The organism is Paenibacillus sp. JNUCC 35 (assembly GCF_058269095.1).
Genome location: NZ_CM177771.1, coordinates 1,110,151 through 1,128,800, shown reverse-complemented (window position 1 = coordinate 1,128,800; position 18,650 = coordinate 1,110,151). Strand labels below are relative to the sequence as shown.

Below are 18,650 nucleotides of genomic sequence, written 5' to 3'. Positions count from 1 at the left end.
TGAGAACAATGAACGAAACCGTTTATAACCCGGATTTTTTTAAGTCACAGCAGGATGGGTCCAGGAAATCGGCCTGCGAGATAGTTCCTATTCTCTTGGACCTTATTAACCCCGAATCCGTCATCGACATCGGGTGCGGCACGGGCGCCTGGCTTTCCGTTTTTAAAGACCGCGGAGTCCGGGAAATCCTGGGGGTAGACGGTGATTATGTGAATGAGGACATGCTCCAAATACCGAAAGAGAATTTCAGAAAACATGATCTGGCTACGTTTTTTTCTTCCGGGAAGCAGTATGATCTGGTCGTTTCCCTGGAGGTCGGCGAACACCTGCCCCACACTTCCGCCGAAACCTATGTAAATACCCTCGTTTCTCACGGGGATGCCGTTTTATTCTCCGCTGCTATTCCTTATCAAGGGGGCAAAAATCATATTAACGAGCAGTGGCCGGGCTACTGGGCGGAGCTTTTTAACAAAAAGGGATTTGTCGCCATTGATTGTATCCGCAAGCAGGTCTGGGAAAATGCTCATGTCCAGTGGTGGTACGCACAAAACACCCTGCTTTATGTAAGAGAAGAAGCTCTGAGCCGTTATGCTTCCCTTAAAGATTACCAACCTTCAGAATCGGATCCTTTATCGCTTGTTCATCCCCGCTTATACATGCATCTGGCAAAAGATTTCTTCGGGGACGACGGCTATAAGGAGGGCAATATTATCGGCCGGAAATTTACTCCCCGAATATAGCCTCGGTGTCATTTGCATTAAACCCGGCTCCCCGATACAAAAAAGGCTGCCTCCTAAGAGACAGCCCGGGGCCGTACGCTTCTGAAGCGTCCGCTCCCTTTTCCTATTCGTTCAAATGATCCCCCAAGTACTTCACAAGCCCGTCGTCCGCATCCTGGGAATATTCCCAGACCATGGCGCCGCCGAGATTGTTCGCCTTAATGTAGGCGATTTTTTCGCGAAGCGCTTCTTTATCCTCGTAAGAGATGAACGTTTCGCCGTCGTACAAATAAGCGGCTTTGGCCTTCTCGTCGAAATACCGTTTGAACCCGTTCTTGTCCATGTATTTCTCCTCGATGGTCTTGTAGCTGAGATCGGTTTTGTCGATGTCGATCGACTTGCCCGGCGAGAACGCACCGTCGCCGTCGCTCTTGACGTCTTCCCATCCGTACGAATACGCGGGAACCCCGAGCAGCAGCTTCGCCGGATCGACTTGGTGACTAAGATACAGCTGCACAATACCGTCCACGCTGTCTATGGATTTGTTCTCCGCATCCTTGTACAGATTGGAGTTGAGCCCCGTCGTATCCGACCATTTGCCGGTCAGATCGTAACTCATGACGTTGATGTAGTCGACGTACTTTTCCACTTTCTTAACCTCGACGTTCTTGAAGTACCAGTCCTGCGTCCCTGACGCGAAGGTCAGGATATACTTCTTGTTCTTATGCGGAAGCTGGTTCAGCTTCTCTCTGAGTTCCTTCATCAGGAACGTGAAGTTCTGCGTGTCTTCACTGCGGGATTTTTGCGTTCCCCAGGCATCCGAGGCCGGATATTCCCAATCGATATCGACCCCGTCCAGGCCGAGCTCTTTGACCAGGGCGATAATGTTGTCGGTAAACGTCCGCCGGTTCTCCTGCAGGCTGGCGTCGGAAAAGCCGTCCGCCCCGTATCCCCCTACCGCGAGCACAAGGCTCGTTTTGGGATTGTTTTTTTTGAGCTTTTTGATGTTCTCCTTGATTTCGGCATCCGCCGCTTCGTCTGTATGAAAGGCTACCTTGTACTTGTCCCCTATCTGGGCGAAAGCCAAGAACGCGATGTCGACCTTCTTCTCCTCGAAGTTGATCTGGTCCAGCTTGTCCCCGGTCGGGATGACGTAGACGGAGTTGATTTTATGGTCTTCGGCCTGAGTGGTGGTATAGAAGTAAAAGCCCATTCCGGAGATCAGCAGCGCCACGAACAGTTTCGTATACAGGTGTATTTTCATCGTTACCCTTTCCCGCCGAATAAGACGTTCGTCACGATTTTGTTGAGATTGAGAATTTTGACGAGAATGTAGCTGACCACAAAGACCGCGCCGAGGTTAAACAGAAGCGTCACGGTCGTCTCGACCAGACTTCCTTCGACCTCCGTCCTCCGGGAGACCATAATTTCGATAAGCAGGTGAATCAGGTAAATGCTGAAGCTCGCTTTGGAAATGGAACCGACGAGCCGTTTGACTTTGTCGTTTACCTTGGCGCTGATCGCGACATCCTTTTCTTTAAAGAGAATAAAGAGGCCGGCCGCCATGAAAAACGTCGTCACGGAGTAATTGCCGTAGAACATTTCGTCCAACACCCCGCTGTACATGGAAGCGAAATACGTGGCCACCGGCGTCAGAAAGAAGGAGACGATCCCCAGATTGAACAGGACGTTCTTCAGCTTAAGCGATATTTCATAATGGAACAGATAATAGCCGAGGATAAAATAACCGAGATACCCCATAAACAAGGGGATGTTCATGATGGGCACGTACAGGCTTTCCGACGTAATCCGCAGCACGCAGTCCGTAATGAAGCGGTACGCGATGCTGACGGTAAACCAGAGCAGCAGGTAATACCGCAGCTCCTTCTCGGTACATGCCTTGACCATTCGGCTGATGAGCGGCACCGTCAGGTAGATGGCAATGATCGCATACAGGAACCACAGGTGGATATAGTTGCGGTCCAGAATGAACTTATAAGCGAAGCTGAGCAGGAATTCCCCCGCGCCCATGGTACTTTTCTGCAAATAATACTGGGTGAAAATGCTGTAGATGAGGGACCAGCTTACGAGCGAAACGACAAGCGGCATGATGCGCTTCAGGAAGAACGTTTTGTAGGATTTGACTTCCGACCGCAGAATCATCGCTCCGCTGATCATAAAAAAGACGGGCACCGCGAAACGCGCGGCGGAATTGAACAGATTGCTCACCCACCAGGAGGCCGTATTGAAATCGTTCGTGCTGGTCAGCAGGGTGGCGGTAATATGTAAAATGATCACGGCGAGAATCGAGAGAATCCGCAGGAGATCGATGTAAATGATCCGGTTCGTTTTGAGCACTGGGTTGTTCATAAAGGTTTCCTCCGTTAGCTCTGGGATAGTGGGGCAGCGGGTGCGGAAGGCGGGGCGGTTACGTTCCGGGAGATAGACGCGATTCCTTTTCTCTCGACATAGCCCCAGCCTTCGTCGTTATCGAAATATTTGAATGTCCCCACAATATTGATATAGAGCAGCACATTCCGATACGTCAGCAGTTCCAATTGACTGAAAATAAACATGTGGATATAATCCTTGAGCGTATAGGTGCTCCCGTATTTCTTGCAGAGCGCGAGCGAAATGACAATCTGAATGGCGTTAATAAGCAGCGTGGCCGACAGGATGAGCAGCGCCATCCATATGCCATCTCCGGCTATAAGCAGCTGGAACAAATACACGAAGGTCGTGAACGCCGTCAGCGTTCCCAGTACAAAGCCGTCAATGGCGAAAAACAGCCGGACGCCCAGATTGAACTTACGAGGCAGGTCCGACCAATAAATGAGGATACAGTCGACAAAAGCTTTCTGCCAGCGGATCCGTTGTTTGTAGAAGTTCGGCATGTTCTCGGGGCATTCGGTGTAACAGACGGCCTCGGGGGCGTACACGAGCTTTTTGGAAAGGTTGTTCGCTTTGATATATTCGTGGATTTTCAGCGTGATGTCGATGTCCTCGCCGACCGTGCTCCGGAACCCGTCCACCTGGATGAGCACGTCTTTGTAAAAAGCGCCGAAAGCGCCGGAAATGACCACGATCGAGTTAAGCGCCGACTGGGTCAGTTTTCTAACGTAGAAACCGTGAATATAGGAAATGATCTGACTCTTGATGAGACCTTTGCCCGTAAATCTCTCCTGGATTTGCCCGTCCTTTCTTTCCGCGCCCTGGACAATCTTGACGGTACCGCCAAGCGCCATGACGTCGGGATCGTGAAAATACTGGTTCACATATTGAAGCGAGTGGGCTTCCAGCATCGAGTCGGCATCCAGCGTAATGACGATGTCCGAGAGGGCGTAATCGATTCCGGCGTTGAGGGAGTCGGCTTTGCCGCCGTTCTGTTTATCGATGACATAAATATGGGGATACTGCCGGGAACGGTAAAAGGCTCTAACCGGCTGATAGGTTAACTCCTGCATGACCTGACGGTCGTCTTCCTGCAGATCCAGCAGCTCTTGGAGCCTCCGGAGAGTTGCGTCTTTCGATCCATCGTTGATAATGATGATTTCATGATTCCGGTACTTCAGGCCTTCCATCGCTTCGATACAATTGCGGATCGTCAGTTCCTCGTTGTAGGCCGGCACAAGAACGGAAATCGATTTTTCCTCCAAGCCTTCCTCCAGCTTCTTTACCTTGCTGAACAGCAGTGGAATAAAGGTATACAGGAGCTGGAACGCCAAAAAAACGATTGTCGTTACGTATAACAGAATCTGCATCTCTCTACTCCTCCTATCTTTTCTCTTTGTCTATAGGTCTCCTCCGGTTAAGCCACGCATTACAGCGTTAAAGGATTTATCCGATAATCTCCTTTCTTCTGGAAATGTAGTTCTTTTTATCTAATTTAGTCTAATCTACTAGTAGTGTAAAACTCTTACATCATCCGATAAAGCGAATACATCACACGTTTACTAAAATTTTCCTCCGTTTTGCTCCGATTATCTAACCCTGGTAAGTGAATGTTTTGTGATTTTCGTTATTTGTAAAGAAAAAAAAGACTCAAAGCGTTTACTTGAAGTCTTTTAAGTAATTAATTGGATTTTTTAAGAATATTATTAAGAAAAATTAAGTAATTTAGACACAAGTTAAAAAAATCTACATATATGCATCCAGATCACAAACTTCTTTTTTTCTTCCAACGATTCAATTTATCTTCCAGTATAAGACCGTTAATTAACTTTATATTCAATCGTTCCGCCGCCTCTTTGGCTGCCTTTGTGAAATTACTTGTTGTTACGATCCAGGCATCGTAGCATCCATGCACCTGCTTACCCGCTTTTAATCTAAGAACAATGTCATTTCCTACATCTTGTTTCCATCGCTTACATTGAACCGCAATTTTATATCCTTCTTTGCCTTTAAGAATTAAGTCTACCTCATGATCACCGGACCCTCCGATTCTTTGTACGGAATAACCTTGATCTTGATAATACAATACCATTAACTTTTCGAAATCGGTTCCGGATAATGTATCCAAACGAGCGGTCAAAATCTGCTGATCAGTCAGCGCTTTATAATTCTTTTTATTACTGGCAGGCTTTTTCGTCCGTTTTTTTTATCTTCTCTTCTCTTTTTTGTCCATTTAGCTCCTAAGACTTCACCGATAAATACAGAGACAAACAGGACTACAAAAAACATCCACCATAACTCTTTGAGTCCTGTTGAAAAAAATACGGACAGCCCCACTAACACACAAAGACCGCGAACAAGATAAGCAACTTGTCTGCCTTCCGCATAATACGTTCTTGCCATTACAAGTTTAACCTCCCTAAAAAATGCAGATGAAATTAATTCATTACAAATGCCCATACAGTATACTTTTAAATGGCAATAACTGTATACTGTTTTTTTCGTTCTTAATTTAGGTAGATACATATTGATCTTTCTCAAACCAAAAGAGGGACCTAAGCCCCTCTTAACAATCAGCTCCTCAAAGCGACCATCTGATAAACAAGCCGCGGCGTGGCATCCGACCCGCCGTAGGAGCCTTCGGCCACTTTATACTGCGAGGAGCCGCTTCCGTCCAGGAAGATGCCGTCCACCAGGGTTCCGGAGCCGATTTTCTCTTTGATCGCGGTACGGAAAGCGGCCGCTGTCGGCTTCGAATCGGTCACGATCAGCCAAATATTGTTCGTGTTGTTGTACACGAGGGCGGTCCGGTTGGCCGCGCCGTCCGGGTTCTGGATATTCTCCGCGGCGGCCTGGGTTTTCCAGGCGGACTCGCTGCTTTTCAACATCATGCTGATACCGCCCTGCGCCCAGTAATTGCTTTTGTTAGCGACCAGAATTTCGTCCGTCTTACGAACGACTTGAACGGAAAACTCTCCATTTTTGTCGTCCCACACCAGCGTGCCTCGGGCATACTTCGCGTTCTCACTGCCGTTAGGCGCCACGGGAATATTGTTGTTCACCGCAATCTGCAGCAAAGTCCCGTCGTAGAAATACCCGCCGTTCACCCCGTAAGCCGTCTGTCCGACAACGCTCGATGCGCCGATGGATTTGATGGTAATGTTTTTGGGACTCGTTTTAATCGAATAGAGCTTTACTCCGTTGGATGCGGTGACCGTTGAAAAGGTATAAGCCATGTATATTCACTCCCCTTTAAGTTTTCAGGGCGTCAGCCCCTTCACTTTAAAGGCGGAAAAGGGCGTGCAAATACAACCGCTAAGACCGGATTTTCTTCCTTTTCTTCCGGCTCTAACCGCGGCCAAACGGTGGCGAATACCCCCACGGGACCCAAGCCATACTAATAAAATCTTTCCATACAGAGGAGGACCCGTTTTGTCCACGCAAAAATGGCGGATTCCCGCAACCGAAGGACTCGGATTCCGGCTAGGCAAAGGCCAGACCGTGCGGATCACGGACGTGGAAGGCGAGCAGATTGCCGATATCGTCGCCTACCGGGCGGACAATCCCACGGAGAAGTTCGACCCGGCCGTCACGATGGATGCTCTGCGCAAAATGAAAGTAACCCCCGGGGATATCCTGTATTCCACCCGCTATACGCCGCTGCTCACCATTGTGGCCGACACGGTGGGCCAGCACGATTTTATCAACTCCGCCTGCCGGCCGGAAATGTACGAGTTCACGTACCAGAAGAAGGATCATGCGTGCTGTTACCACAACTTGAACCGGGCCATCGCCCAGTTCGGCATCGAGCCTCCGGAACAGCACTATCCGTTCAATTTGTTTATGCACACGGTTATACAGCCGGACGGTTCCATTAGCGTCAAAAGACCGCTGTCCAAGGCCGGGGATTACGTGGACCTGCGTGCGGAAACGGATCTGCTGGTCGCGATGTCGGCTTGTCCGGCTTCGGAAAGCATCTGCAACGGCTACGTCTGCACACCGATCGAAGTCCAAATTTTGTAAATTCTTCTAAGCGGGACATCCCCTGAATACAATGACTTGTACGCTTGTACCTGTCATCATCTCTAAGGGGAGTGTTGCTTTTTGAATGCCTTCTTGACCTATGTCGTGCTTGGCATCTCGTTATCCGCGCCCGCAGGCCCCGTCAATGCCGCCCAGTTGGAAAAAGGTGTCCGCTTCGGCTTTCTTCACTCGTGGCTGGTCGGAGCGGGCGCGATGGTTGCCGATCTTTTTTACATGCTGCTGATTTATTTCGGCGTTGCCCACTTCCTCGATACCCCCTTTATGAAAACCTTCCTGTGGCTGTTCGGCTGCTTTGTTCTTCTATACACGGGAATCGTGACCCTGAAAAGTCTCAAGCTAAGGGAAAGCGGCGAAATGCGGGAGTCTCCTTCCGAAATGAGCTCTTTTCGGTCCGGCTTTTTTATAGCGCTGACGAGCCCCTTGACCATTCTCTTCTGGCTGGGTATATACGGCTCCATTCTTGCCCAAAGCTCGCAGAGTCACGACGCCGGTCAGGCGCTTTGGCACAGCCTCGGCGTATTTGTCGGCATTATGGTCTGGGATGTCTCGATAGCCCTCATCGCAAGCTCCTTCCATCGGTTCGGAAACCGCCTGATTCTTCAGATCACTTCCCTGCTAGCCGGGATCTCGCTGATTCTGTTCGGGCTTTACTTCGGCTATCAGGCTCTTCTGATGCTTGCGGGCTGACCCTCGGTTACCTCCGGTAACCCCGGCAACCCCAGGTCCGTACGGGGCATTCACCTATTCCAATCCGATCCCATATACTGCATGGTGTGGAGAGGAGTGGAGAGATGACGGAACTCCGCAGTAAGATCTGGATCGAGGAGCACAGAATGGAGCTTCCGGAATGGCAGCGGACGGCGTTCGGGGAATTCGCCGCGATGATCGCGGGCCCTGAGAACAAGTACCCCTGTGTGCCCGGACACCTAGGGTACGTCACGAATAATCTCCGGTACGGCTTTGCGCCCGATCCCCGGTCTGCCCAAGCTGTATCCGATACGGCCGAGCTTCTGAACGCCTATGGGAGCTGCTCGCGTGAAACGGGAAAATACGCCTCGCTTGTTATTTTTTTCGAAACCCCGGAGGACTTGAAAAATCACGCGGACGTTCTTGAGTACGAAACCTTGTTCTGGTCCCTCCTCAACCGATTGCACGACAAAGACACAGCCCCTTGGCCCGAAGATATTCCGCAGGACCCTGCGAAGCCCAAGTGGGAATTTTGTTTCGCCGGTCAGCCTTATTTCGCCTTCTGCGCGACACCTGCGCACGGGCAGCGCAAAAGCCGGCACTTCTCTTCGTTCCTTGTGGCATTCCAACCCCGCTGGGTTTTCGATGAGATCAATGAAACGACTGCGTTCGGACGGAATATCAGCAAAATAATCCGCAAAAAACTCGCGGACTATGATGACATGCCGGTGCATGCCTCCTTAAAATGGTACGGACAGCAGGACAATCAGGAGTGGAAACAGTACTTCCTGCGGAACGATGAAACGTCCCCTTCCCGGTGCCCGTTCATGGCGATGAAAAAATCAGTTGAAAAATAACGAACCTTTTCATAAATAAAAAACAACCCGGTATGGTTTTAACGAAAGCCATAACCGGGTTTCTTGTATTTTTACTGGTAGCGCGGAGCGAAATTCGCCGGAATGCCTTGATTGCCGATAGGCGATTGCGGGTAGCCCGGCGTTGGTACGAATGTGTTCAGCATGCTCTGCATATCGTTTTGTTGAAGCTGGGGCACCTGATAGTACGCATGTTTGTTTTGGTACAGGAAAATCTCGTAAGCCAGCTCAATGAAATTCTGCACCTGGGAAGCAAGAACACGGCGGACAACCGGATTCGTGACTTCCACAGCGGACATCGTCAGAAGAGACGCGTGCGTTTTGATCAGTCCGAGCATATGGCCGCTGATTCCCGCGTCCTTCACGTCCGCCAGAGACTGGTTCGGCTTCTTGGGCTGGCTCGGCTTGATGCCGTACTGAATGCTGGTCGGCTGCTGCATCATGTACGTGGACGTCTCATGGCTCGGCTTCCGGCCTGTCGCGAAACATTCCGCGGTGAGGTTGTATTGGGAAAGGATAAAGCTGTACTGGCGGTCGATGATGTCCAGAAGCTCCGGGTCTTTGACGAAAGTCCGGAACAGCATAAACTGGTCGAGCATGTTGATCGTGCCGGAAAGCACCTCGTGCATGTCAAAAAATTCGTGGCCGCCGTGGTTAAAGTTAGGCAATCCTTGCTGGTTCTGATTGTTGAAATAATTTTGCTGCTGCATGTGAAATCCCTCCGCTTAGTTGATTTTTAACAACTTGAATAGTTTAGGTTTTGAATCCTCTTTTTATGAGGAGGACTTTCTTTCTCCCCCTCCGGATTACAACGTCACGACAATCTCGTGAACCCGGTTATCGTCTGTCAGCGGAACGAACGGACCTTCGCCGGAGGAGAAATCTCCGTCCGCCTCCTGTCCGTCGATGGTCAGGCGCGTACAACCGCTTGATTTCCGCGACGGATTAAGGACCGTGATCCGGTATTCGGATTCCCCGAAGCGGTATACCGCCGAGAACTCCGGCCATTCCGGAGGAATACAAGGACGGATGGACAGCTTCGCGCCCCGGCGTCTAATGCCGAGAATCCACTCCAGCCCCGCCTGGTACATCCATCCGGAGGCACCGGTATACCAGGTCCAGCCCGCATGTCCCCTGTGCGGCGGCTCCGTGTATACATCGGCAGCCATGGCATAAGGCTCACCGACATACTTCCGGACCTCCGCCGCTGTTTTGGTATGCATGATAGGGTTGAACATCTGGAACAGTTCAAGCGCCTTTTCCCCGTTTCCGAGACCGCACCAGGCCACAATACTCCAGATCACACCGTGCGTATACTGGCCGCCGTTTTCCCGGATACCGGGAGGGTACCCCTGGATATATCCCGGGCTCGGGTCGGTCTTGTCGAACGGAGGCGTCAGAATATGGGCGACGGACAAGCTGCGGTCGACAAGTTCCCGGTCGAATGATTTCATGGCCTGGCGGGCTCTATCGTCCGGAGCCATGCCGGAGATGACCGACCATGACTGGGCGATGGAATCGATGCGACACTCCGCATTGTGGATCGACCCGAGCCATTGACCGGCATCCGTGAAGGCGCGGCGGTACCACTGGCCGTCCCAGGCGCTTTCGTTCAGCGCCGCGGCCAGCTTCTCCCGCTGGCTCCGGAAGCGCTCGGCGAGTTCTTGTTTTCCTCGGGCTTCGCAAAGATCGGCCATTCCCTGGAGGACATCTCCAAGGAACCATCCCAGCCAGACGCTCTCTCCACGCCCCTCGGGGCCGATCATACTCATGCCGTCGTTCCAGTCACCGATGCCGATCAGAGGCAGCCCGTGCTCCCCGAATTTCAGAGCGCGGTCTACCGCCCGCAGACAGTGATCGAAGATTGTGCCGCTATTGCCGGACAGGACCGTTTCCTCGTAGCGTTCGTGTTCATCCGCTTCCAGCGGTTTGCTGGTCAGGAACGGCACCGTTTCGTCAAGGATGCTCCTGTCTTCCGTATGATCGATATACCGGGACACGGCGTAAGGGAGCCACAACAGGTCATCCGAAAAACGGGTACGGATACCGCGGTGCGTCTCCTCGTGCCACCAGTGCTGGACATCCCCTTCTTCGTACTGATGAGAAGCGTGAAGCAGAATCTGGGCACGGGTCAGGTCCGGACGGCTGTTCAGCAGTGCCAGCGAATCCTGGAGCTGATCCCGGAACCCGTAGGCTCCCCCCGCCTGATAGAATGCGGTACGGGCCCACATCCGGCAAGCCAATGTCTGGTAGAGGAGCCAGTGGTTCAGCATCATATCCATTTCCGGCACAGGAGTGGACACGGTCACGGTTCCAAGCAAGCCTTCCCAGAACGTACGGACAGCCTCATAAGCGGCCATGCAAGCATCAGGCTCCCTGTACTTGCGGGCTATCCGCACCGCTTCTTCGCGGGAATCCCCGCAGCCCAGAAGAATATAGACTGTTCGCTCGGCACCCGGTTCCAGTTCGAACTTCGTCCGCACAGCCCCGCACCCGTCATAAACGGGACCGGTCACGCCCGACAGATCAAGCCGCCTCATCGCGGCCGGATCTTCAATCGTCCGGTTGCGGCCGATAAATTCAAGCCTGTCGCCCGTCCAGGACAGGCTGCTTTCGTCGGCATGAACCGTTAAGAAGGCGGTGGCATTCCGGAAGTTTTCCTGATACGCATTTCGGGCGATCAGGCTGCCCGCTTCGTCATCCCAGTCGGTCATAATGAAGGAGACGTTCCCTTCCCGCTGGACGCCCAGCACCCATTCCGCATAATAGGTAGCGGACAAGGATTTATTATGCGATGTTGTATTTCGCAGCTTCACTTCGATAATCTTGACGGGGTCCTCCAGCGGAACGAATACCGTCATTTCCTGCCGTATTCCCCGGCTTTCATGCTCGTAGCGCGAATATCCCCTGCCGTGAGTCACCCGGTAAACGGACGGATCATCTTGCCGCCGGGAAGGCGCCATCTGCCAAAAATCCCCGTTTTGTTCATCGCGGATATAGAAGACTTCGCCCGGCGGGTCCAGGGCGGGATCGTTCGACCACGGGGTCAGCTTGCACTCCCGGCTGTTGCGCCACCACGTGTATCCCGTGTACAGTTCGGAGGCCAGACAGCCGAACCGCGGGTTCGCCATCACGTTAATCCATGGAGCCGGAAGATGCTCCCCATTTTTGAGCGTGATCCGGTACTCCCGGCCGTCCGGGGAAAAGCCTCCCCACCCGTTGAAAAATAAGGGGCCGGGATCTTGCCCCGTTCCCGTGACCCGGGCAGCGGTCGTGTCCTTGGCCTGCGCCGGGGCGGTTGTGCCGGAAGCAGCCGTTGTGCCTGTGGCGATATCGGTTGCTGCGGTCGCATCCTCGGCTGTGCCGGAGACTGCGGATGTGCCCGCGGCAGTATCCGCGGCCCCACCCGTATCCCCAGCCGCGCCGGAGACTGCGGACGCATCCGGCCGGAGCGGAGCCGACGCTTCCCCCACCGTAACCGGCAGCGGCACATCGTAGGCATCCTTCCGGGGCCAGATCTTCAGCTGCGCCCGCAGGCTTGGCCCGTCCGCACGCAGAACGACCCGCGCCGCCGCAAGCAGCAGCGTGTGGTCCTCTTCGGGCATTGCGGAAGCGGGAACGACATGGATGCCTCCCTGCCCGGCGGCACCCGCATTTCCGGCTGCCTGTTCCGACAAGCGGACGAGCGCATCCCTCAGCTCCTGCTGATACCCGCCCGGAGATTCGTTAAACAGCACGAGATCGAAAAACAGCCCGTGCCGCCGCAAATACTCGAAGCCCCCCAGCAGCTTCTGCACGAACGGCAGATTTGCGCTGTCGGCAACTCTCGCCAGCACGATGGGCCTGTCGCCGGAAACTCCGTAAGCCCAGAGGCCCTGCTGCCCCTTGTTGTTGGCGGCGATGCTTTCCGCCTGTTCTGGCTTGAACGGCCCCCTATAAAGCACGCGGCCCGCCAACGCTCGGTAAACGGCGGCCTCCGCCGGCGTGATATGCAGATGCTGCAAATCGATCTGGCTGCGGGTCCAGGCGAGCCGGAAGGTTCTGTCGACCTGCTGCGCCTGAAAAAGCTGCCGGACCATGTTCAAGCTTTGCTCCTTCGAATCCGCGACGCCCGTAACCGCGCAGAGCCGGACGCTCTCGCCCGGCTTGAGGCTGATGCGGCGGCGCATGACGAAAGCCGGATCGGCGACGGAACCGACCGTGCCCTCGAGGCGGGAAGCGAGTCCTTTCGGCCTCGCAAGGGAATGACCGCGGCCGATGAAAGCCGCCCGGTCGGTCTCGAATTCGGCCGGGCCGAGAACAGCGCCGAAGGCCGACAAGTTGTGGAAAGCCCAAATCGACTTCTCCCCCGCATTCCGCGGACGTTTGCGGGCAAGCAAGCAGCCCGTCTCCTCCTCAAACTGCGTTTCGACAAACAACTTCGTGAAAGCCGGATGAGCCTTGTCCGCATCGGGAAGCGCCAAAGCGATTTCCAGAAACGTCGTCACTTCGACGATGCGGGCCTCGCCGCTTTTGTTCTCCAGCGTCAGCCGCCGGACTTCCGCGTTCATCTCGGGCGAGACCGTAATTTCAAGCACGGTCTGTATGCCTTCATCCTCTCGGCGGAAAGTTGTCCGCTCCTGGGAGAAGCGTACGCTCTGAGAGTCCGAAGGAACGCGGCAGGGCTGGAAGGTGGGGGACCATACCTTCTCCCGGGTAACATCGCGGATGTACAGATACACGCCCCACGGGTCTCCGACCGGATCTTCCCTCCATCGGGAAACGGCCAGTCCGTTCCAGCGGATAAACCCGCTTCCGCTGTTGGTAACGGCCGTCGTGAACGTCCCGTTGGAGTGGACGCCCACTTCCGGGGCCGGCGTGTCGGCCGCTATGTTTTCCGGCGCGGAATAAGCGCGTTCCGCCACCGGCTTTTGAATACGCGACTTTCCCGTCAATTCCCGGGTCAGCATCGACTCGCGCGGCGGAATGCGTTCGATCAGGAGCAGTTCGGCCGCCTGAACGCGTTTGTCGCTGTGAAAATAATCGTACATTTTAACGGGGAGAAGCAGGTTCGCGATTGTCAGCAAACTCATGCCCTGGTGGTGGGCCATAAAGCTGCGGATAATTTTGCAGTCTTCCCCCTGCGGCATTCGTTCCGCCGTAAAATCAATCGCTTCGTAGAAGCCGTATTTCCCCCTTGCTCCAAGCTCCTCCATCCGGTTCAGGTCCTCCAGCCCTTCCCGGAGGGCAAACGGAAGCGCCATAACCGCCGCATAAGGCGCGATCACAAGATCCTCTTCCAGTCCCCGCTTGAATCCGAGGCCCGGCACACCGAATGCCCGGTACTGATAGTTCATCTGGTAATCGAAAGCGTAATAGCCCGATTCCGAGATGCCGAACGGGACGCCCCGTTCATGCGCGTATTCCATCTGGCGCTTGACGACGCCCCGGTAAGTGCTGTCCCAGAGCGTATTGCGGTAAGTCCGCATGATGAGCCACGGCATCATATACTCAAACATCGTGCCCGACCACGAAATCAGCGTGGTCTTGTTCCCCTGGAGTTTGACCGTGCGGCCCAGCGCCATCCAGTGGGATACGGACACCTGGCCCAGCGCGATCGCGACGAAACTGGTCTGCCTCGCCTCGGACGCCAGCAGATCGTACAAAATGCTGTCCCGCTCCCCTGTCGCGCCATGATACCCGAGAACAAAGAGCTTAGCCTTATGGTCGTAAAGCTGCGTAAAATCGGTCGCGGCGATAAGCGCTTCGAGCCGCTGTACAAGCTGCTGCCCTCGGGTCAACCAATCCGGAAGATTCGACGGGGCCTCATGACCCGCTTGCTCCAACCTGCTTCCTTCGGCCGTCAGGACTGCCGGGCGGCAGCCGCCGTTTCCGAGGTTTTGACCCTCCCGGCCTCTGCCATCTATGCCGTTTTTGCCGTCTTCCCTGCATTTTCCAGCCTTTCCGTCAATCTCGTTCAACGCGGATTCTCCGGGCGGAGTCTGATCCAAATCGACAGCAAATTCCATCCCGTAGGTCCCTGCCCCTGCCGGGCTAATCCCCGTAAAGCGGCCCTGCGTTTCCCCTTCTTGCCGCAGCCAGCTTGCCAGGCCCTGTTTGACCGTCATCAGACTTGCGACGAAGTTGCCCGAATCGACTGTGGACACGTAGGCGGGCGGAAGAACTCCCAAGGTCAGCGTGTCGTACCAGTTGTATAAATGACCGTGCCATTTCTCCAGGTTTTCGACCGTCCCGATCGTATTTTCCAGCTTTTCAACCAGCGACGGGGTGTCGATAAAACCGAATTCGCGTGCCGCAAGCGCCGAAGTCAGCAAAAAGCCGATATTGGTCGGAGACGTCCTGTGAGCCACTCCGTTCGGCGGGTCTACCTGGATGTTATCCGGGGGCAGGTAATGATCCTTTGGACCGGCATAGTCTTCATAAAAAGACCAGATTTGTCTAGCCAGTACCCGAAGCTTGTCCTGTTCCTCCGCTCCAAGCGGTGCTTCCTCCCGCTCCACAGGCCGGTCCAGCCAGGAGACAGCCAGAGGGGCCAGCGCCCAGAACAAGCTTAGCGCAAGGCCCGCCCACAACAGGGACGCCGAGGCCTGTACAGCCGAAGCGAGCGCAAACACGAGAATGAGCGCATACCCCCATCCCGCTTGAAGAAGCGGTGTGCGCCGGTGTTCCCGGCTGCTTCGCTCGATATGCGACGAGCTGGTCCATTCCAGCAGCCGGCGCTTGCTGACGAACACCCGGTACAGCGTTCTGCCGATCGCATCCAGCAGCACAGCCGTTTGAAAAGGCAGCGTCCAGATCTGGATAATGACGTGCAGGGCCGTCGCCAGCAGCCGTCTAGGCTGCCTGTAAATCCGGTGGAGCATAAACAGTTGCCGCAGCAGCGGCAGAAACATCGTCGCCAGAAGCACAGCGGCCCAGCGCCACGGCGATCCCGGCAGAACGGTCCAGGCGAGAACGAGTAGGACGAACACCGCAGGCGGAAGCAGACTCCGCCTCAGGTTATCCAGAATTTGCCAGCAGGTCAGAAAAGATAAATCAATGGGCCGGAGCACACCCCGTCGGTCGCAGATACGGGAAAAAAGCCAGCATACAAGCTGCCAGTCTCCGCGAACCCACCGGTGCAGCCGTTTCTGGTAGGAAACAAACTTGGCCGGATGATCGTCGATCAGCTCGATATCGGACAACAGCGCGGCGCGCATAAAACCGCCTTCCAGCAAATCGTGGCTGAGTACGGTATTATCGGGTATCCGCTCGCACAGAAGTTCCGCAAACACATCTACATCGAAGATGCCCTTCCCCGTAAAAATGCCCTGGCCCAGCGCATCCTGGTAAGGGTCCGAAGCCGCGAACGCATACGGGTCCATGCCCGGCTCGGACCAGAAATACGCCAGCCGCGAGCGCATCGCCGAATCGTGGCTGATTCCGATGCGCGGCTGAAGCACCCCGTAGCCCTCCACGACCCGTGTCCGGGCTTTGTTCAAGCGTGGGCGGTTGTACGGCAGATGCAGGGTTCCGATCATCCGCTGCGCGCTGCCCATCGGAAGCTGCGTATCCGCATCCAGCGTGATCAGATAGCGGATGCGCGGAAGAACGGACGCATCGCCGAGTTTTACCGCGTAGCTGGTCTCGCCGCTGCCTCTCAGCAGCTCCACGAATTCGACCAGCTTGCCGCGTTTGCGCTCCCAGCCCATATACACGCCCTCACGGGGATTCCACAACCTGCGCCGCTGGTAAAAATGAAACGTCGTTCCGCCTGCCGTGGAATACTTCTCGTTAAGCGCACGAATTTTGTCCTCCGCAAGACGGACCAGCCGGTCATCTTCCGGAAGCGTTTCTTCCGATGCATCCGTAAAATCGCCTAAAAGCGCATAATGGATGTTGGAATCGCGGTTGGCCAGATAGTGAACCTCCAGGCGGTCCGCAAGCTCCGCCACCTCGTCGGGTGAAGACCAGATCGCCGGTATAACCACCATCGTGCCGGCTTCCGCCGGAACACCGGCGGAGAAATCATACCGGAGCAGAGGACGCGGACGGCAAATCCGCTCAATGGCGAAATGCAGCCAGGTCATTCCCCATTCGCTCACGGGCAATAGCAAAGCTGCGAGGACGGCTGCCCAGGCGAGAGCGGACAAACCGTACCCGCTTCCGATCCATACGGCCGCGATTAGCCAGAGCACGGCGAACAAGCCGAGCATCGAGGCGAAATAGGTGCCGGTCGGGCGCTTGGTTATAGCGTTCTCCGGCATCGTCCGGGGAGAGCTGCACTTCCGCAGCGAGGCGATCAGCTTCTGCACACCTTCCGATTCGAACAGATAATAGGAAGGAAACTGCTGCCGGGTGCGGTCCCCCGCCGCCAGAGGCGCTGTGACTTCTCCATTCTCGTGGAGAATAAGGACATCGCTTCGCGGGGAAGCGGCCGAAGTTGCCGGGGGTTGCGGCTGGCGGAGAGACTCGCCTGTATCTGCGGCTGGCAGATCCGCCGGAAGCGAACCCGCTCCTCGTGCCGTTACAGGCTGCTCCTCGGACGCGGAGCCCGCTTCCACGGCTGATCCCGCGGCAGACGCCTCCGCTCCTCGTGCCGTTACAGGCTGCTCCTCGGACACGGAGCCCGCTTCCGCGGCTGATCCCGCGGTAGACGCCTCCGCTGCTCGTGCCGATGCAGGCGGCTCCCCGGACGCGGAGCCCGCTTCCACGGCTGTTCCTGCCGCCGCAAGCGAAGAGCCGCTCCGGCCGTCCGCGTGCGCGGCGGCTGCACCCAGGCTGCCGGAACCGGCGCGGGCGGCTTCCGCCCTCTCCGCCGCTTCCCTGGCCAGCGCCGCCGCCTGTCCGGCAACCAGATTCTCGGGCACCCGCAGACGGCGGGCAAGCCGCTCCACTTCAGCGAGAATCTGGTTCCGGCTGTACGCGTCGAGCAACGGGTACACGCCCGTATACTCTAGGCGGAGCGTCCGGTCCGGCAGACTGATCTGCTCGAAGAGATCGTTCCAGTCCCAGCGCTCGTTTTTGCGCAAGCTGGTGATTACGCTCCCCGCCCGGACCTGATAAGCCGCCTGGAGCTGATGCTCGTAAGAAACGATGCGGTCGAGGTCCTCCGCGCCGTTCTCATAACTGCAAATCAGCCATTCCCGGACGGAAGCCGTATCCCCGGCCCATTCCCGCAGATGGCTGATTAAATGGACGATCCACGGGCCCGGCAAAGGAACCGTCAGGCCCGCTTTTTCCACCTGGAGATGGACCGTTTCGGGGCTTAAGGCGGCAGGCTCGATCAAGGAAAGGATGCGCCCGACGTCTATGCAGACTTCGCGGCGCTCCCGGACGAAAGCCATCGTTTCCGCCAGCTTCTTCACCAGGACCAGGCGCAGAATGAGCGGCACCGAACGGGCTTCGGTCAGCGTTAAGGCGCTCACTTCCTGGTAGGCCTGAATATAAGCGAGTATCGTTTCCTCGCTCAAAATTCCCTCGACATGCGTCAAATAGTCTTCCATCATGGACTGAATGCGGAGAAGCCCGCTGCCGCGCAGTCTCGGCATGCGGCCCAGTTCATTCTGAAGGAGCAGAGCCCTGACTTCCTGGGCCTGTTCTTCGACAAATTCGGCATTGTCCAGCAGCCACTGCTCGGCCGGTTGGGTACAGCCGGCATGAACCGTCTGGAGGGAAAGCACAAAATCCCTTAAGCTTTCTATGTTCTTCTTAAAATGTTCTTCGATATAAGCAGGCCTTGTACGCGGTATGGTCGTTACGTGCTGCAGCGCAAGTTCCCGCGCTTTTTGGCTGAGTTGTTCGTTCGTATAGGTCATCGGTTCCTCCGGAGATCAGTTAGTCAAAGGTGTACTGTTCGTCCGGTGTAACTAAACAGTCCGGGACAACTAAATTATTCCCAGCTTTGGCTGGTTTTATGAGCCGGAAAGCATCCTCCGAAGGAACGGGCCTTGAA

General features: G+C 55.1%; 12 protein-coding genes. 4 read left to right on the top strand and 8 right to left on the bottom strand.

Features of this window, described 5'->3' with window-relative positions:
• The first annotated feature begins 8 nt into the window (after positions 1 to 8).
• Positions 9 to 740: a class I SAM-dependent methyltransferase gene (locus AC2TF6_RS04960; RefSeq protein ID WP_491310161.1), complete on the top strand. Its 732-nt coding sequence runs from the start codon at positions 9 to 11 to the stop codon at positions 738 to 740.
• A 103-nt stretch (positions 741 to 843) separates the two neighbouring features.
• On the opposite strand, the gene AC2TF6_RS04955 is transcribed toward AC2TF6_RS04960, so the two are convergent.
• From AC2TF6_RS04955 to AC2TF6_RS04930, 6 genes are all read right to left on the bottom strand, one after another.
• Positions 844 to 1,983, bottom strand: a complete 1,140-nt coding sequence (locus AC2TF6_RS04955) for a glycoside hydrolase family 18 protein (protein ID WP_491310160.1) — start codon at positions 1,981 to 1,983, stop codon at positions 844 to 846.
• Between the two features lie 2 nt (positions 1,984 to 1,985).
• Positions 1,986 to 3,089, bottom strand: a complete 1,104-nt coding sequence (locus AC2TF6_RS04950) for an acyltransferase (protein WP_491310159.1) — start codon at positions 3,087 to 3,089, stop codon at positions 1,986 to 1,988.
• 14 nt (positions 3,090 to 3,103) lie between these two features.
• Complete coding sequence (locus AC2TF6_RS04945; RefSeq protein WP_491310158.1) at positions 3,104 to 4,480, bottom strand: glycosyltransferase family 2 protein; 1,377 nt, start codon at positions 4,478 to 4,480, stop codon at positions 3,104 to 3,106.
• Between the two features lie 395 nt (positions 4,481 to 4,875).
• Positions 4,876 to 5,238 carry a restriction endonuclease gene (locus AC2TF6_RS04940; protein ID WP_491310157.1) on the bottom strand — a complete coding sequence of 121 codons (363 nt, stop codon included), beginning with the start codon at positions 5,236 to 5,238 and terminating at the stop codon, positions 4,876 to 4,878.
• Between the two features lie 26 nt (positions 5,239 to 5,264).
• The gene (locus AC2TF6_RS04935; protein WP_491310156.1) at positions 5,265 to 5,513 is read right to left on the bottom strand and encodes a hypothetical protein; all 249 of its coding nucleotides are present in this window, start codon (positions 5,511 to 5,513) and stop codon (positions 5,265 to 5,267) included.
• Between the two features lie 170 nt (positions 5,514 to 5,683).
• A complete protein-coding gene (locus AC2TF6_RS04930; protein ID WP_491310155.1) occupies positions 5,684 to 6,346 on the bottom strand; it encodes a phosphodiester glycosidase family protein in 663 nt (220 codons plus the stop codon).
• Between the two features lie 196 nt (positions 6,347 to 6,542).
• Here AC2TF6_RS04930 and AC2TF6_RS04925 point away from each other — a divergent pair, with 196 nt between their 5' ends.
• The 3 genes from AC2TF6_RS04925 (at position 6,543) to AC2TF6_RS04915 (ending at position 8,698) form a co-directional block, all read left to right on the top strand.
• Complete coding sequence (locus tag AC2TF6_RS04925) at positions 6,543 to 7,133, top strand: DUF1989 domain-containing protein (protein ID WP_491310154.1); 591 nt, start codon at positions 6,543 to 6,545, stop codon at positions 7,131 to 7,133.
• A gap of 81 nt (positions 7,134 to 7,214) precedes the next feature.
• Positions 7,215 to 7,841, top strand: a complete 627-nt coding sequence (locus AC2TF6_RS04920; RefSeq protein ID WP_491310153.1) for a LysE family transporter — start codon at positions 7,215 to 7,217, stop codon at positions 7,839 to 7,841.
• Positions 7,842 to 7,945: 104 nt separating this feature from the next.
• Positions 7,946 to 8,698 (top strand): YqcI/YcgG family protein, encoded by a 753-nt coding sequence (locus AC2TF6_RS04915; protein WP_491310152.1) that lies wholly within the window; start codon positions 7,946 to 7,948, stop codon positions 8,696 to 8,698.
• A gap of 71 nt (positions 8,699 to 8,769) precedes the next feature.
• Here the strand turns inward: AC2TF6_RS04915 and AC2TF6_RS04910 are convergent, their stop codons facing one another.
• Complete coding sequence (locus tag AC2TF6_RS04910; RefSeq protein WP_491310151.1) at positions 8,770 to 9,426, bottom strand: spore coat protein; 657 nt, start codon at positions 9,424 to 9,426, stop codon at positions 8,770 to 8,772.
• Positions 9,427 to 9,522: 96 nt separating this feature from the next.
• The gene (locus AC2TF6_RS04905) at positions 9,523 to 18,513 is read right to left on the bottom strand and encodes a glycoside hydrolase family 94 protein (protein ID WP_491310150.1); all 8,991 of its coding nucleotides are present in this window, start codon (positions 18,511 to 18,513) and stop codon (positions 9,523 to 9,525) included.
• Positions 18,514 to 18,650 lie beyond the last annotated feature (137 nt).

Coding starts and splice junctions, on each gene's coding strand:
- AC2TF6_RS04960 (WP_491310161.1), top strand. CDS start 9: ATGAACGAAACCGTTTATAACCCGGATTTTTTTAAGTCACAGCAGGAT.
- AC2TF6_RS04955 (WP_491310160.1), bottom strand. CDS start 1,983: ATGAAAATACACCTGTATACGAAACTGTTCGTGGCGCTGCTGATCTCC.
- AC2TF6_RS04950 (WP_491310159.1), bottom strand. CDS start 3,089: ATGAACAACCCAGTGCTCAAAACGAACCGGATCATTTACATCGATCTC.
- AC2TF6_RS04945 (WP_491310158.1), bottom strand. CDS start 4,480: ATGCAGATTCTGTTATACGTAACGACAATCGTTTTTTTGGCGTTCCAG.
- AC2TF6_RS04935 (WP_491310156.1), bottom strand. CDS start 5,513: ATGGCAAGAACGTATTATGCGGAAGGCAGACAAGTTGCTTATCTTGTT.
- AC2TF6_RS04930 (WP_491310155.1), bottom strand. CDS start 6,346: ATGGCTTATACCTTTTCAACGGTCACCGCATCCAACGGAGTAAAGCTC.
- AC2TF6_RS04915 (WP_491310152.1), top strand. CDS start 7,946: ATGACGGAACTCCGCAGTAAGATCTGGATCGAGGAGCACAGAATGGAG.
- AC2TF6_RS04910 (WP_491310151.1), bottom strand. CDS start 9,426: ATGCAGCAGCAAAATTATTTCAACAATCAGAACCAGCAAGGATTGCCT.
- AC2TF6_RS04905 (WP_491310150.1), bottom strand. CDS start 18,513: ATGACCTATACGAACGAACAACTCAGCCAAAAAGCGCGGGAACTTGCG.